Source organism: Pseudomonas sp. CFBP 8758 (assembly GCF_014841725.1).
Taxonomy (GTDB): Bacteria; Pseudomonadota; Gammaproteobacteria; order Pseudomonadales; family Pseudomonadaceae; genus Aquipseudomonas; species Aquipseudomonas baltica.
This window is the reverse complement of record NZ_JACYUK010000003.1, coordinates 1-15,790: the sequence shown is the minus strand read 5'-3', so window position 1 is coordinate 15,790 and position 15,790 is coordinate 1. Positions and strand designations below refer to the sequence as shown.

11 protein-coding genes and 2 pseudogenes are annotated in these 15,790 nt (G+C 64.1%); 5 read left to right on the top strand and 8 right to left on the bottom strand.

Annotated elements, in window-relative coordinates:
• Positions 1-65: 65 nt before the first annotated feature.
• Positions 66-1,970, bottom strand: a complete 1,905-nt coding sequence (htpG, locus tag IFT75_RS06955) for a molecular chaperone HtpG (protein ID WP_192053985.1) — start codon at positions 1,968-1,970, stop codon at positions 66-68.
• Positions 1,971-1,986: 16 nt separating this feature from the next.
• Positions 1,987-2,157: a hypothetical protein gene (locus IFT75_RS06950; protein WP_192053983.1), complete on the bottom strand. Its 171-nt coding sequence runs from the start codon at positions 2,155-2,157 to the stop codon at positions 1,987-1,989.
• Positions 2,158-2,263: 106 nt separating this feature from the next.
• Here IFT75_RS06950 and IFT75_RS06945 point away from each other — a divergent pair, with 106 nt between their 5' ends.
• On the top strand, positions 2,264-2,560 hold the full coding sequence (locus IFT75_RS06945) for a hypothetical protein (RefSeq protein ID WP_122479134.1): 297 nt from the start codon (positions 2,264-2,266) through the stop codon (positions 2,558-2,560).
• Positions 2,561-2,699: 139 nt separating this feature from the next.
• Here IFT75_RS06945 and IFT75_RS06940 read toward each other — a convergent pair.
• Positions 2,700-4,401: pseudogene (locus tag IFT75_RS06940) on the bottom strand (DEAD/DEAH box helicase).
• 353 nt (positions 4,402-4,754) lie between these two features.
• Between IFT75_RS06940 and IFT75_RS06935 the strand changes: the two are divergent.
• The gene (locus IFT75_RS06935) at positions 4,755-5,546 is read left to right on the top strand and encodes a crotonase/enoyl-CoA hydratase family protein (protein ID WP_192053981.1); all 792 of its coding nucleotides are present in this window, start codon (positions 4,755-4,757) and stop codon (positions 5,544-5,546) included.
• 26 nt (positions 5,547-5,572) lie between these two features.
• On the opposite strand, the gene IFT75_RS06930 is transcribed toward IFT75_RS06935, so the two are convergent.
• Complete coding sequence (locus tag IFT75_RS06930; protein WP_244652726.1) at positions 5,573-6,274, bottom strand: spermidine synthase; 702 nt, start codon at positions 6,272-6,274, stop codon at positions 5,573-5,575.
• A 157-nt stretch (positions 6,275-6,431) separates the two neighbouring features.
• Positions 6,432-7,181 carry a sulfite exporter TauE/SafE family protein gene (locus IFT75_RS06925; protein WP_192053977.1) on the bottom strand — a complete coding sequence of 250 codons (750 nt, stop codon included), beginning with the start codon at positions 7,179-7,181 and terminating at the stop codon, positions 6,432-6,434.
• 216 nt (positions 7,182-7,397) lie between these two features.
• Here IFT75_RS06925 and IFT75_RS06920 point away from each other — a divergent pair, with 216 nt between their 5' ends.
• The gene (locus IFT75_RS06920) at positions 7,398-7,868 is read left to right on the top strand and encodes a MarR family winged helix-turn-helix transcriptional regulator (RefSeq protein ID WP_185793835.1); all 471 of its coding nucleotides are present in this window, start codon (positions 7,398-7,400) and stop codon (positions 7,866-7,868) included.
• A gap of 72 nt (positions 7,869-7,940) precedes the next feature.
• The gene (locus IFT75_RS06915) at positions 7,941-8,663 is read left to right on the top strand and encodes a FadR/GntR family transcriptional regulator (RefSeq protein ID WP_122479140.1); all 723 of its coding nucleotides are present in this window, start codon (positions 7,941-7,943) and stop codon (positions 8,661-8,663) included.
• A 44-nt stretch (positions 8,664-8,707) separates the two neighbouring features.
• Here the strand turns inward: IFT75_RS06915 and IFT75_RS06910 are convergent.
• Positions 8,708-10,012 (bottom strand): annotated as a pseudogene (locus tag IFT75_RS06910) (MFS transporter); the annotation flags it as partial.
• 226 nt (positions 10,013-10,238) lie between these two features.
• Here IFT75_RS06910 and IFT75_RS06905 point away from each other — a divergent pair.
• Positions 10,239-13,709 carry a hybrid sensor histidine kinase/response regulator gene (locus IFT75_RS06905; RefSeq protein WP_192053975.1) on the top strand — a complete coding sequence of 1,157 codons (3,471 nt, stop codon included), beginning with the start codon at positions 10,239-10,241 and terminating at the stop codon, positions 13,707-13,709.
• On the opposite strand, the gene rmuC is transcribed toward IFT75_RS06905, so the two are convergent.
• Together rmuC and IFT75_RS06895 are read right to left on the bottom strand one after the other, a co-directional pair.
• Entirely contained in the window at positions 13,680-15,086 is a 1,407-nt protein-coding gene (gene rmuC / locus IFT75_RS06900) for a DNA recombination protein RmuC (protein ID WP_185794194.1), read from the bottom strand. The genes IFT75_RS06905 and rmuC overlap by 30 nt on opposite strands.
• A 182-nt stretch (positions 15,087-15,268) precedes the next feature.
• Positions 15,269-15,562 (bottom strand): sel1 repeat family protein, encoded by a 294-nt coding sequence (locus IFT75_RS06895; protein WP_122479144.1) that lies wholly within the window; start codon positions 15,560-15,562, stop codon positions 15,269-15,271.
• Positions 15,563-15,790: the final 228 nt, after the last annotated feature.

Sequence of the window (15,790 nt, the reverse complement as noted above, 5' to 3'; positions counted from 1 at the left end):
CATCTCCAAAAGGTCATGACTGAAAACGAAAAAGCCCGCCGAAGCGAGCTTTTTACCTGGACTGTTTAAACGGACAACTCGACCAGCAGCTTGTTCAGGCGTCGAACGTAACCGGCAGGATCTTTGAGGCTGTCACCGGCCGCCAGGGCCGCCTGATCGAACAGGATATGGGAGAAGTCGGCGAAACGATCTTCGCTCTGCTCCACATCCAGCTTGGCGATCAGCGGGTGGTTGGGGTTGAATTCGAAGATCGGCTTGGAGTCCGGCACCTTCTGCCCACTGGCTTCGAGGATCTGGCGCATCTGCATGCCCAGGTCCTGCTCGCCGATGGCCAGGATCGCCGGCGAATCGGTGAGGCGATGGGAAACCCGCACTTCACTGACCGAATCGCCCAGCGCCGCTTTCAGGCGCTCGACCAGGCCTTCCTTGTCCTTGGCGATTTCTTCCTGGGCTTTCTTGTCTTCCTCGGAATCCAGCTTGCCCAGGTCGAGGTCGCCACGGGCAACGTCGACGAAGCCCTTGCCGTCGAATTCGGTCAGGTAGCTCATCAGCCACTCGTCGATACGATCGGTCAACAGCAGCACCTCGATGCCTTTCTTGCGGAAGACTTCCAGGTGCGGGCTGTTCTTGACTTGTGCGTAGGACTCGCCGGACAGGTAGTAGACCTTGTCCTGACCTTCCTTGACCCGGGCCAGGTAGTCAGCCAGGCCAACGCTCTGCTCGCCGCTGTCGTCGCTGGTGGAAGCGAAGCGCAGCAGGCCGGCGATCTTTTCCTTGTTGGCGAAATCTTCCGCAGGACCTTCCTTGAGGACCTGGCCGAAGTTCTTCCAGAAGCCCTTGTACTGCTCGGGTTCGTTCTTGGCCAACTTCTCGAGCATGTCGAGCACACGCTTGGTCAGCGCCGTCTTCATCGAGTCGATGATCGGATCTTTCTGCAGGATCTCGCGCGAAACGTTCAGGGACAGGTCGTTGGAGTCGACCACACCCTTGATGAAGCGCAGGTACAGCGGCAGGAAGGATTCGGCCTGGTCCATGACGAACACGCGCTGCACGTAGAGCTTGAGGCCACGCGGTGCTTCGCGCTGGTACAGATCGAACGGCGCGCGCGCAGGTACGTACAGCAGCGAGGTGTATTCCAGCTTGCCTTCGACCTTGTTGTGGCTCCAGCTCAGCGGGTTCTCGTAGTCGTGACCGACGTGCTTGTAGAACTCCTGGTATTCCTCGTCCTTGATGTCGGTACGCGGACGGGTCCACAGGGCGCTGGCGCGGTTGACGGTTTCCCACTCCTGCGCCGGTGCCTCGTCGCCTTCGGCGGGCGAGCTTTCCTGGGGCAGCTCGATCGGCAGGGCGATGTGGTCGGAGTACTTCTTGATGATGTTGCGCAGACGGTAGCCATCGGCGAATTCATCTTCGGCGCTTTTCAGGTGCAGAACGATGCGCGTGCCGCGTTCGGCCTTCTCGACGTTGGCGACCTCGAAGTCGCCCTCGCCCTTGGAGGACCAATGCACGCCTTCGCTGGCAGGGCTGCCGGCGCGGCGGCTGTACACGTCAACCTGGTCGGCGACGATGAAGGCCGAATAGAAGCCCACGCCGAACTGACCGATCAGGTGCGAGTCTTTCTTCTGGTCGCCGGTGAGGTTCTTCATGAAGTCCGCGGTGCCGGACTTGGCGATGGTGCCCAGGTGGGTCACTACATCGTCACGGTTCATGCCGATACCGTTGTCTTCCAGGGTGACGGTCTTGGCGTCCTTGTCGAAGCTGATGCGAATTTTCAGCTCGCCGCCACCTTCGAGCAGCTCAGGCTTGGCCAGCGCTTCGAAACGCAGCTTGTCGACAGCGTCGGAGGCGTTCGAGATCAATTCGCGAAGGAAGATTTCCTTGTTGGAATACAGCGAATGGATCATGAGGTGCAGCAGTTGCTTCACCTCGGTCTGGAAGCCCAGGGTTTCCTTTTGAGTTTCCACACTCATGGTCATCAAACTCCAATCAGATGGCAGGTGCCGCCGATGAGCGGCGGGATGACAAGGAGATGGGGCCGCCGATCGGGATTTCAAGGGTGGCTTCGACAGGCGAGCCAGCCAGGGCTCGTGCATCGATCTTTTCACCCAAGGCCACCGTGAAAACCGGGTGGATGCTTGAACGGTACAGCAAGGTCATGGAAAAACCTCATTGCGATCCGATACTTATATATAACCGCAGTGACGGAACTTATATCCGGCGCACACCCTCTTAGCCTCGTAGATACCCAATAAGGAGAAACATCATGCGCAAGACACTCGCTTACTCCCTGATGCTGGCTGCCACCCTTGGTTTGGCTGCCTGCGACAAGAAATCCGAAGACAAGGCCCAGGACGCTGCCGAGCACCGTCAGGAAGCGCAAGAGAAAATGGATTCGGCTCAAGACAAGATGAATGACGCCGCCAAGGAAAACGCCAAGGCCAACGAAGCGGCCATGGAATCGAACAAGGCTGCAGCTCAGGAAGCTACCAAGTCCGATTCGAGCATGCCGGTCGCACCAGGTACCACTCCGGCTACCCAAGTGCCGCCAGCCAAGAACTGATTGATCGGCGGTGTCTGCTTCGCGGGCAGAGCCCGCTCCCACAGGAGCGAGCTCGAGCTGGCGATGAACGAGCCGCGATCAAGACAAAAAAAATCCCCGAACCAGTCGGGGATTTTTTATGCCTGAAGACTATGGGCAATCAGTCTTCGCGATAGCGACGCAGTTTCAGCTGCTTGCCAGCGACACGGGTGTCCTTGAGCTTGCTCAACAGACTCTCCAGACCATCTTCCGGCAGCTCGACCAGGCTGAAGCTGTCGCGCACCTGAATGCGACCGATGGCTTCACGGGCCAGCCCGCCTTCGTTGAGGATGGCGCCAAGCAGGTTCTTCGCGGCGATGCCGTCGCGAGCACCCAGGGCCGTACGGCAGCGTGCGCGGCCTTCGCCCAGGGGCATTGGCGCGCGGCGCTCACGGTCACTGCGCTCAGGGCGATCACCGCTGCTGGTGCGTTCGCGCGGAGCGCTGGTCGGAACCAGAGGCTGCTCCTTCTCGACCGCATCCAGGGTCAACGCCTGGCCATTGGTGGCCTTGCGCAGCAGGGCTGCGGCCAGGGCGCGCGGGGTGCAACCGATGTCGGCGGTCAGGCGATCGAGCAACTCGCCATGAGTGCTTTCGGCGTCTGCGACCAGCGGAGCCAGGCTGTTGGTCAGCTTCTTGATGCGCGCATCCAGCACGGCCTGGCCGTTAGGCAGGCGAACCTCGGCAACCTTCTGCCCGGTCACGCGCTCGATCACCTGCAGCATGCGGCGTTCACGCGGGGTGACCAGCAGCAGCGCACGGCCTTCGCGACCGGCACGGCCGGTACGACCGATACGGTGCACGTAGGACTCGGGGTCGTACGGCATGTCGACGTTGAACACGTGAGTGATGCGCGGTACGTCCAGGCCACGGGCAGCGACGTCGGTGGCGACGACGATATCCAGGCGGCCATCCTTGAGCGACTCGATGACACGCTCACGCTGGTTCTGGGCAATGTCACCGTTGAGTGCCGCGGCCTTGTAGCCTTTGGCTTCCAGGGCGCTGGCCAGGTCGAGCGTGGCTTGCTTGGTGCGCACGAAGGCGATCAGGGCGTCGAATTCTTCGACTTCCAGCAGGCGCAGGACAGCCGAGGTCTTCTGGTCGGCGTGAACCAGCAGGTGAGCCTGCTCGATCGCGGTGACGGTCTGAGTCTTGGTCTGGATCTTGACGTGCTTGGGGTCACGCAGGTGACGCTCGGCGATCGCGCGGATCGACTGCGGCAAGGTGGCCGAGAACAGTACGGTCTGGCGAGTCTCGGGCATGGCCTTGAAGATGACTTCCAGGTCATCCATGAAGCCCAGCTTGAGCATTTCGTCGGCTTCGTCGAGCACCAGGTGGTTCACGGTGGCGAGGACTTTCTCGTCACGACGCAGGTGGTCGCACAGACGGCCGGGGGTGGCGACGACGATTTGCGCGCCGTTGCGGATTGCTTTCAACTGCGGGCCCATCGGGGCACCGCCGTACACGGCCACTACGGTAACGCCAGGCATCTGCTTGGCGTAGGTTTCGAATGCAGTGGCTACTTGTAGCGCCAACTCACGGGTTGGCGCCAGGATCAGGGCTTGCGGCTCGCGCTTGCTCGGGTCGATACGATGCAGGATCGGCAGAGCGAAGGCCGCGGTCTTGCCGGTGCCTGTCTGCGCCTGGCCGATCATGTCATGACCGGCGAGAATGATCGGGATCGATTGTTGCTGGATAGCCGAAGGCTCTTCGTAGCCGGTAGCGACTACAGCAGCAACAATGTTCGGATGAAGTTCGAGAGCGGCGAAGCCGCCGATTTCCTGGGTCATGGGTCTGCCTCTAAGTGCATCCGCAAAGACCCATGCTCCAAAGCTGCGCATGCCTTGTAAGACTCGAGAGTCACCCTGGCAGCTTTGTCGGCGGGGATTTGCGAAAACGATTGAATGAAAGAATCGTTAGGGAGAGTCCGCGGAACGGACATGCAGCCGAAGCTGTCTTCGGGGGATTGCGCTACCTAAACGTGGCCTGGTTAAAGACCGGCGCGCACTATACCTGAAAATGGCCGCGACGTGAGACTTTTTTGAACCATCGTGCCGCGTGCACGCCTGAGCCACACGGGCTTTGCGCGAATCGGCGGCGCAGTCTATTTTAGCAGAGGCGCCTGCGCAGGTGCGGCAGCTGAAACCTTTCATTCAAACCATTCCGAGGATGCCGTCATGCCTACCCCCTGCCCCGGCAAGGTCAGCTGCGAGCTGCGCGAGCACGTCATGCTCATCGGCCTGGACCGTACTGCCAAGCGCAACGCCTTCGACCTGCCCATGCTCGACGCCCTGAGCCTGGCCTACGGCGCGTTCGAGCGCGAGCCGGCGGCACGCGTGGCCCTGGTGTTCAGCCATGGCGAGCACTTCACTGCGGGGCTGGACCTGGCCGAGGTGAGCACGCGCCTGAGCCAGGGCTGGCAGGTACCCCCTGGGGGCTGCGATCCCTGGCGAGTCTCGGGTGGGCCGGTGGTCAGCAAGCCGGTGATCGTCGCAGCCCAGGGTTATTGCCTGACCGTGGGCATCGAACTGATGCTCGCGGCCGATATCAACCTGTGCGCGAGCAACACCCGTTTTGCCCAGATGGAAGTGCAGCGCGGCTTGTTCCCGTTCGGCGGCGCCACGCTGCGCCTGCAGCAGATAGCCGGCTGGGGCAACGCCATGCGCTGGTTGCTGACCGGCGATGAGTTCGATGCCCATGAAGCCTTGCGCCTGGGTCTGGTGCAGGAAGTGATGGCCAGCGAAGACCTGCTGCCCAACGCCCTGCAGCTTGCTCAGCGGATTGCCCGACAGGCACCGCTGGGCGTGCAGGCGACCCTGGCGTCGGCACGCCTGGCCGTGAGCGAAGGTGAAGGCGCCGCCAGCCTCCAGTTGGCGGCAACCAGCGGGCGCCTGTTCGCCAGCGAGGACGCACGCGAAGGTCTGGCGGCCATGCAGCAGCAGCGCCCTGCCCTGTTCCAGGGCCAGTAGCGTCGCCAGTGGTGCGGCGCACTGCCTCAGCTGGCCGGGCGCACCAGGTCGATCAGGCCCTGCAGCGAGTAACCCAGCCGGGGCGCGAGGGCCTCGGCACGCTGGCACAGGCCGGGCATGTCCAATACCTGCTCGACATCGGCCGGCACCATGACGATCACGTTGCCCTCCTTGACTGGCAATTCCCAGTAGTGACGCTGGTAGAGACCGCGCAGCAAGGCGGCCCCGAGCGGCTTGCCGTCGTCACCGGCCCACTGATTGATGATCAGCCAGCCATCGGGGTTCAGGCGTTGCTGGCACTGTTCCAGGAACCGCCAGGCCAGGTGTGCGGGGGCCGGGCCGTGGTCGGTGTACAGGTCGACGAAGATCAGGTCGGCGGTTTCGGCAGTGGGCAGCAGTTCAAGCGCGTCGCCGACGCGGATGTACAGCCTCGGATCGTCTTCCAGGCCCATGTATTCGATGGCCAGGCGAGGCACGTCCGGGCGCAGTTCGATGCACTCGACGTCTTCCAGGGGCAGGAACTTCAGGCAGGCCTGGGTCAGGGTACCGGCACCCAGACCCAGGAACAGCGCACTTTCAGGTTGCGCATGGCAAAGCGCGCCCACCAGCATGGCGCGGGTGTAGTCGTATTCCAGCCAGCTGGGGTCGGCCGTGAACGTGCAGCTCTGTTCGATGGCATCGCCGAATTCGAGGAAGCGGTAGTCGGCGACTTCCAGCACGCGGATCATGCCCCAGGCGTCGTGCACCTCGGCCAATATGAGCTCGGTGCGTTCGCGGGGTTGCAGGGTGTCTTGGTCTTCCACCTGGAGGCTCGTCACGACGTATGAAAGCGCCGATTGTGGCATTAATCCACCCGAGCCGGCACCTGGTGTGGTGGGCCAGGCCTCAGACCTTGAACAGCAGCAGGATGGCGCACAGCAGCAGAAACACGCAGAAGCTGCCGCGCAGGACCGTTTCCGACAGGCTATAGGCGATCTTCACCCCCCAGCTGATGCTCAACAGGCCGCCAATGGCCATCGGCACGCCCATGGCCCAATCGACATGATCGTGCACGGCATAGGTCAGGAGTGTCACACTGGTGCTGGGCGCGGCCAGGGCCAGCGACAGGCCCTGAGCCATGATCTGGGTGGTCCCGAAGACGCTGGTCAGCACGGGCGTGGCCAGCACGGCGCCGCCGACCCCGAAAAAACCGCCGATCACCCCGGAAAAGCCACCCAGTACGCCCAGCCACGGCCAGGAATGGCGCATCGCCCCCGTGCCGCTCGCCGGCCGCAGGAACATCTGCGCAAGGTTGTAGATCACCAGTGCCAACAGGAAGGCCACGAAGCCCACCCGCATGGACGCCGGGTCCAGCCCTGCGGCCAGCACCGAGGCAAGCCAGGCGAACACCAGCCCGCCGCTGGCCAATGGCAAGGCATGGCGCCAGGGTATGGGACGACGCTGGTGATAGCGCCATAATGCCAGGAGCACATTGGGCACGACCATCACCAGCGACGTGCCCTGGGCCAGTTGCTGGTCCACGCCGAACAGCACGCCGAGTGCCGGGATCGCGATCAAGCCCCCGCCGATGCCGAACACCCCACCCAGCGTGCCCATCACCGCACCCAAGGCAATGTAGAGCAATGTTTCGAACATACTGTCTCTCTCTATCCACCGCGCCTCATCCAGCCGTGCATCCTACCAGTGTGACCGTCGCCGAAGGATGTAGAAGTGCTGCACAACCTCGAACGAACTATGCACGGTGTTTGTAGCTCGAAATCAACACCAGCTTCACGAAGGAACGAGCGAAGCGCCGACACCTGCGAACGGCGGATCGCCTAATGCACTTGCACCATTGGAAAAAGGATCAGCATGAACACCGAATCCACTCACGACGAGGCAGTCAGCGCCGACGACAGCCTGCTGCTGGATAATCAGCTGTGCTTCTCGCTGTACTCGACATCGCTGCTGATGACCAAGGTGTACAAGCCCTTGTTGCAGGCACTGGGCCTGACCTACCCGCAATACCTGACCATGATGGTGTTGTGGGAAAAGAACGGCATGACCGTGGGCGAAATCAGTACTCGCCTGCTGACCGACCCCGGCTCGCTGACGCCACTGCTCAAGCGCCTGGAAGCCGAAGGCTTGCTCAGCCGTACCCGCAGCAAGGACGACGAGCGCGTGGTCATCGTCGAGCTCACGCCGCAGGGTCGTGCGCTGCGCGAGAAAGCCGAGTCGGTACCGCTCAACATCGTCAAGGCCAGCTGCCACAGCAGTGCCGAACTGCGCGCGCTGCAGACCAGCCTGCTGTCGCTGCGCAAGAACCTGCAGCAAGGGCTCTGACACCCCGTCCGAAGACTTGGCGCGCAGGTGCTATCATCGCGCATTACCTGCCCCAAGGACCGAATGCACCCCATGGATTATCGCAAGCCTTCAGATCGCAAAAGCATGCACTCGCGGATCGTCCAGGAGTTGGGGATGCAGATCGTCTCCGGCCGCTTCAAGCCTGACGATCGGCTGCCCGCCGAAGCCCTGCTGTGTGAAGAATACGCGGTCAGTCGTCCGGTGCTGCGCGAGGCGACCCGTGTGTTGGTGGCCAAGGGCCTGGTGTACTCCAGGCCGCGGGTGGGTTCGGTGGTGAAGCCGCGCCGTGAGTGGCACATGCTCGACCCCGATGTCTTGCACTGGGTGATGCAGAGCACGCCGCAGAACGAGTTCTTCGCCCTGTTGACCAGCGTGCGCAGCATCATCGAGCCGGCAGCGGCGGCGCTGGCCGCCCAGCACGCCACCGAGGCCGAAGTGGCTTCGATCGGCGAGGCCTACCAGCGCATGGAGGCGGCCGGGTCGGTCGATGACGTGCTGCAGCCGGACCTGGATTTCCACAGCCGGATCGCCGATGCCACGCATAATGACCTGCTCGCGCACCTGTGCAACATGCTGTCGCTGGCCTTGCGTGAGGCCTTGCGGCATTCCAACCAGCGGCCCAACCTGCATGAGTTGGCCCTGCCGCGGCACAAGGCAATTCTGACGGCCATCGAGAACGGTGATGCCCTGGGTGCCCGGCATGCCACGCTGGTCCAGCTCGACGACGCACGCAACGCGCTCAGCGTGGTGCTGGGACGGCCCGAATCGCTGTAGGCCTGCTCGGTACAGCGGCGGCGCCGCAGCGATCAACCACCCCGCAGCCAGAGCAGGAAGCGCGAAGCGAACTCGGGCACCGCGCTGAATATGTACCCATTGACGGCCAGATTGGCCAGCGACACCACCAGGAACAGCTGGGGAATGCTCAGCTTCGCCACGCTGAGCAAGAGGATGGAAACGATGGCCGACACCACCATGAACAGCGAATTGAGAATGTTGTTGGCAGCGATGACCCGGGCGCGCTGCTCGGTGGCGGTACGTGACTGGATCAGCGCGTACAGCGGCACGATGTAGAACCCGCCAAAGACCCCCAGGCCGAGGATGTCCAGCAATACCCACCAGGTCTGATCATGACCCAGCACCGTCAGCCAGCCTTGTGGCTGCGCGGCCTGCACGACGCCGTTGGAATGCCACCACAGCAGCAGCCCGAACAGCGTCAGGCCGAGCGCACCCAGCGGCACCAGGCCCATCTCGACTTTGTGCCGAGACAGCCGCTCGCACAGCATCGAACCCAGCGCGATGCCCACCGAGAACACGGTGAGGATCAAGGTGACCACGGTTTCGTCGCCGTCCAGCCACTGCTGGGCATAGGCGGGAATCTGGGTCAGGTAGACCGCGCCGACGAACCAGAACCAAGAGTTGCCGACCAGCGAGCGCGACACCGCGCGGGTCTGGCCCAGGCCCAGGCGCAGGGTGAACCAGGTTTGCCGGGCGATGTTCCAGTCCAGCACCAGCCCCGGATTGGCAGCGCTGACTGGCGGGATGCTGCGGCTGGCGACATAGCCCAGTACGGCGACCGACAGCACGGCGGTGGCGACGACGCCGGCGTGGTTGGCGGACGACATCATCATGCCCGCTCCGATGGTGCCGGCCAGGATCGCCAGAAACGTGCCCATCTCCACCAGGCCATTGCCCCCTACCAGCTCTTCGGGTCGCAGGGCCTGAGGCATGATCGAGTACTTGACCGGGCCGAACAGCGCCGAGTGGGTCCCCATGGCGAACAGCGCGACCAGCATCAACCACAGTTGGTCGAATGCCAACCCGACCGCACCCACCGCCATGATGACGATCTCGGCCAGCTTGATGGCGCGGATCAGGCGGTCCTTGGCGAACTTTTCGCCGAACTGCCCGGCCAGCGCCGAGAACAGAAAGAACGGCAGGATGAACAGCAGCGCGCAGAGGTTGACCCAGACGCTGCGGTCGCCCTCGATGGCAAGCTTGTAGAGGATCGTCAGGATCAGCGATTGCTTGAAGATGTTGTCGTTGAAAGCACCCAGGGCCTGGGTCACGAAAAACGGCAGGAAACGGCGCTTGCCGAGCAAGGCGAACTGCGACTGCTGACTCATCGATCCTGTACCTGAATGATGCCGCGTGGACTGGGCTCTGGCGGGGGGACGAGGCCGCGGGCAGCGGCGGCATCGTCGGCGCACAGCATAACGCTATACCACTTATCGCCCAACTCGATGACAGTGGCTGCGACCATGGTCGGCGCTGACGCCATCGCATGCGCCGTGCGAGACTGGCGGGTGCCCGCTTCGCCGGGCTTCCGCCTGCCCCGTTCCGGAGTCACCGATGTCGTTGTCCAGCGGATTGATCGCCACCGTCGCCCTGGCCTACATGGCCGTAATGTTCGCCATCGCTTTCTACGGCGACCGCCGCAGCACGCCCCTGCCGCCCCGTGTACGGGCCTGGGTCTACAGCCTGTCGCTGGCGGTGTACTGCACCAGCTGGACGTTTTTCGGCGCGGTGGGCCAGGCGGCCGAGCAGTTGTGGGCGTTCCTGCCGATCTACCTGGGGCCGGTGCTGCTGATGCTGCTGGCACCCTGGGTGCAGCAGAAAATGGTGATGATCAGCAAGCAGGAGAACATCACCTCCATTGCCGACTTCATCGCGGCGCGCTATGGCAAGTCGCAGAGCCTCGCCGTGGTGGTGGCGCTGATCTGCCTGGTCGGCGTGCTGCCCTACATCGCCCTGCAACTCAAGGGCATCGTGCTGGGCGTGAACCTGCTGATCGGCGCCGGTGCCGACGCCACCGGTACCCGGGTACAGGACACCGCCATGGTGGTCACGCTGGTGCTGGCGCTGTTCACCATCCTGTTCGGCACACGCACGCTGGACGTTACCGAGCACCACCGCGGCATGGTCCTGGCGATCGCCTTCGAGGCGCTGGTCAAGCTGTTCGCGTTCCTCGCCGTGGGCATCTTCGTCACCTATGGACTGTACGACGGTTTCGAGGACCTGCTCGACCAGGCCATGCTGGCGCCGCGCCTGGAAGCGTACTGGCAAGAGACGATCAATTGGCCCTCGATGGTGGTGCAGACCGGCGTGGCGATGATGGCCATTCTCTGCCTGCCGCGGCAGTTCCACGTGACCGTGGTGGAGAACACCGACCCGCAGGACCTGCGCCTGGCACGCTGGGTGTTTCCCGCCTACCTGATCCTGGCCGGGCTGTTCGTGGTGCCGATCGCCCTGGCCGGGCAGATGCTGCTGCCCAGCTCGGTGATTCCCGACTCGTTCGTCATCAGCCTGCCGCTGGCCGAAGCCCACCCGGCCCTGGCCTTGCTGGCCTTCATCGGCGGTGCTTCGGCGGCGACCGGCATGGTCATCGTCGCCAGCGTAGCGCTGTCGACCATGGTTTCCAACGACATGCTGCTGCCCTGGCTGCTGCGTCGGCAAAGCGCGGAACGGCCCTTCGAAGTGTTTCGCCAGTGGATGCTCAGCGTCCGCCGAGTGAGCATCGTGGTGATCCTGCTGCTGGCCTACGTCAGCTACCGTCTGCTCGGTTCCACCGCCAGCCTCGCCACCATCGGCCAGATCGCCTTTGCCGCCGTGACCCAACTGACGCCGGCAATGCTCGGTGCGCTGTACTGGAAACAGGCCAACCGGCGCGGGGTTTTCGCCGGGCTGGCGGTGGGCATCTTTCTCTGGTTCTACACCCTGGTGCTGCCGGTGGCCGCGCACAGCCTGAACCTGCCGCTGGACGTGTTCCCCGGCCTGGCCTGGATTCACGGCAACCCGTTCGGCCTGCCCATCAGCCCCATGACCCAAGGGGTGGTGCTGTCGCTGGCCGGCAATTTCATTCTGTTCGCCTGGGTTTCGGTGCTCTCGCGTACCCGCGTCAGCGAACACTGGCAAGCCGGGCGATTCATCGGCCAAGAGATCAATGCCGGGCCCCATGGCCGCTCGCTGCTGGCGGTGCAGATCAATGACCTGCTCAACCTGGCGGCACGCTTCGTCGGCGAGGAGCGCGCACGGCAAAGCTTTCTGCGCTACGCCTATCGGCAAGGCAAGGGTTTCAACCCCAACCAGAATGCCGATGGCCAGTGGATAGCCCATACCGAACGGCTGCTGGCAGGCGTGCTGGGCAGCTCGTCGACGCGCGCGGTGGTGAAGGCGGCCATCGAAGGCCGCGACATGCAGCTCGAAGACGTGGTGCGTATCGCCGACGAAGCCAGCGAAGTGCTGCAGTTCAACCGTGCCCTGCTGCAGGGCGCGATCGAGAACATCACCCAGGGCATCAGCGTGATCGACCAGTCGCTGCGCCTGGTGGCCTGGAATCACCGCTACCTGGAGCTGTTCAATTACCCGGAAGGCTTGATCAGCGTGGGCCGGCCGATTGCCGACATCATCCGCTACAACGCCGAGCGCGGCCTGTGCGGGCCCGGCGAGGCGCAGGTACACGTTGCCCGGCGCCTGCACTGGATGCGTCAGGGCCGCGCGCACACCTCCGAGCGCCTGTTTCCCAACGGGCGGGTCATCGAGCTGATCGGCAACCCGATGCCGGGCGGTGGCTTCGTCATGAGTTTCACCGACATCACCGCCTACCGCGAAGCCGCGCAGGCGCTCAAGGACGCCAACGAAGGCCTGGAACAACGGGTGACCGAGCGCACCCATGAGCTGTCCCAGCTGAACCAGGCGCTGACCGAAGCCAAGGGCCATGCCGAGTCGGCGAACCAGTCCAAGACGCGCTTCCTGGCAGCGGTCAGCCACGACCTGATGCAGCCGCTCAACGCGGCGCGGCTGTTCTCCGCAGCGCTGTCCCATCAGCCGGGCCTGTCGGCCGAAGCCAGCCAGCTGGTGCAGCACATGGACAACTCCTTGCGTTCGGCCGAAGACCTGATCAGCGACCTGCTGGATATTTCCCGCCTGGAGAACGGCAAGATCAGCCCGGACCGCAAGGGCTTCGCGCTCAACGAACTGTTCGACGCGTTGGGCCCTGAGTTCAAGGCCCAGGCTCGGGAACAGGGCCTGGACTTTCGCCTGCGGGGCAGCGCGCTGCGGGTGGACAGCGATATCAAGCTGTTGCGCCGTGTATTGCAGAACTTCCTCACCAACGCCTTCCGCTATGGGCGCGGTCCGATCCTGCTGGGTGTGCGGCGCAAGCCAGGTGCGCTGAGCCTGGAGGTCTGGGACCGAGGCCCGGGCATTGCCCGCGACAAGCTGGAAATGATTTTCGAAGAATTCAAGCGCCTGGACAGTCACCAGACCCGTGCCGAGAAAGGCCTGGGGCTGGGCCTGGCGATCGCCGACGGCCTGTGCCGGGTGCTCGGCCATCCGCTGCAGGTGCGCTCATGGCCCGGCCATGGCAGCGTGTTCAGTGTGACCGTGCCCCTGGCCGGCGCAGACACGGCAACCGCCCTGCCCGCCCCGACGCCCATGAGCCAACCGCTGGGTGGTGCACGGGTGCTCTGCGTCGACAACGAAGACAGCATCCTGCTGGGCATGCACAGCTTGCTCAGCCGCTGGGGGTGCGAGGTATGGACCGCACGCAATCGCCAGGAGTGCGCAGCACTGCTGGCCGCCGGCAAGCGGCCGCAATTGGCGCTGGTGGATTTCCACCTGGACGAGGGCGAAACCGGTACGCAACTGATGGCCTGGCTGCGCACCGCGCTGGCCGAGCCGGTGCCGGGCGTGGTGATCAGCGCCGACGCGCGCCCCGAAACCGTCGCCCTGGTGCACGCCGCCGGCCTGGACTACCTGGCCAAACCGGTGAAGCCTGCGGCCTTGCGGGCGCTACTCAACCGGCACCTGGGCCGGCACTGACACGCCGTCGGCGTCGGCCTCGGCGCCGCTGTCTTGATGGGCCTCGGTCATGGCGCGCTCGAGCAGGTCAGGCGGCAGGCTCTTGCTGGCGCGGGCGCCCAGCAGTTTGAGCTGCTCGCTGCGGCTGACCAGGTTGCCACGTCCTTCGGTGAGCTTGTTGCGCGCCGCGCCGTAGGCCTTGTCCAACTGCTGCAGGCGGTTACCGACTTCGTCGAGGTCCTGGATGAACAACACAAACTTGTCATACAGCCATCCGGCGCGCTCGGCGATCTCGCGGGCGTTCTGGCTTTGCCGCTCCTGCTTCCACAGGCTGTCGATGACGCGCAGAGTAGCCAGCAGGGTGGTCGGGCTGACGATGACGATCTGCCGGTCGAAGGCCTCCTGGAACAGGTTGGGCTCGGCCTGCAACGCGGCCGAGAATGCCGCCTCGATGGGCACGAAGAGCAGGACGAAATCCAGGCTGTGCAAACCGTCCAGGCGACTGTAGTCCTTGCCGGAAAGGCCCTTGACGTGATTGCGCAGCGACAGCACGTGCTGCTTCAAGGCCGCCTGGGCAATGGCACCGTCTTCGGCGGCGATGTATTGCTGATAGGCAGTGAGGCTGACCTTGGAATCGACCACCACCTGCTTGTCGCCGGGCAGCATGATCAGCACGTCGGGCTGGAAGCGCTCGCCATCCGGGCCCTTGAGGCTGACCTGGGTCTGGTACTCGCGGCCCTTCTCCAGCCCGGCATGCTCCAGCACCCGCTCCAGAATCAGCTCGCCCCAGTTGCCCTGGGTTTTCTGACCCTTGAGGGCCTGGGTCAGGTTGGTGGCTTCGGTACTCAGGCGCTGGTTGAGCTGTTGCAGGCGCTCCAGTTCCTTGCCCAGGGAAAAGCGCTCGCGGGCCTCGTTCTGGTAGCTCTCTTCAACGCGCTTTTCGAACGACTGGATACGCTCCTTGAGGGGATCGAGCAACTGGCCCAGGCGTTGCTGGCTGTTCTCGGCGAAACGTTGCTCGCGCTCGTCGAAGATTTTGCCTGCGAGTTCGGCGAACTGCGCGCGCAGTTCGTCCCGTGAACCCTGCAGGTCGTTCAGGCGTTGCTGGTGGCTGTCCTGCTGTTCGCGCAATTCGGCTGATAGTCCAGCGCACTGGGCATCGAGGCGACGCAACTCGGTTTCCCGGGTGCTGCGCTCCAGGCTCCAGGCGTGGGCGGCATCGCGGGCATTGTCGCGTTCGTTCTGCAGCAGTTCGACCTCGCGGCGCAGGCCGGCCAGTTCGGCTTGCTTGGCCGAGTTGGCCTGGCTCAGATCGCTGACCTCATCGCGGCAGGCGTCGAGCTGCGCGCTCAGGCCGTCCTGAGCCAATTGGGCGTTACTCAGGCGCTCGTCGAGCAAGGCGACCTGGGCCAGGGCGGCGGTGCTCCTGCGCTGCAGCTGCCAGGCCAGCGCCAGGCACGGCAAGGCGGCAGCCAGCAGGCCGATCAACAGGCTGGTCACGTCCAGGGCCATGGTGTGCTCTCATGCGAATTCGATGAGCGGCAGTCTGAGGCCATTGGCCGCCTGGGGCAAACCGAGTGTCAGTCGCGACGCAGATCGCTCAGTGCGTTCTGTGCGCCCGCATCGCCGGCGCGGGCGGCCTGCCGCAGGAGTTGCTGACCGATGCGCTGGTCACGGGCGTTGCCACAATCGCGGCACATCAACTGGCCGAGGCGGCTCTGCGCGACCACCACGCCTTCGCGCGCGGGCTGCTTGAGCATGCGTCCGGCGAGGTGCTTGACGTTGACCTTGTGGCCCAGGCGGGGGCTGTCGAGCAGCCAGAGGGCGACCTTGAGGGTGAAGCGCTTGGGTGCAGCGGGTGCGGAACTTTTCATGGAAAAACTTTGGGCAGATCGGAAAAGCGCGCCACTCTACTCTTTTTTCCCGGCGAATGCGCGGGGGCAATGACCAGCGCCACACCCCCTCCCCGCAGGAGCGGTCCGTGGCCGCGAAGGGGCCAGCGCAGGCGGCAAGCATACCGCGGCGCAACTTTCGCGGCCGATGACCGCTCCTACGGGAGATGGCGCTCGATCCCCGTGGCAGCGCATGACCACTGTAGGAGC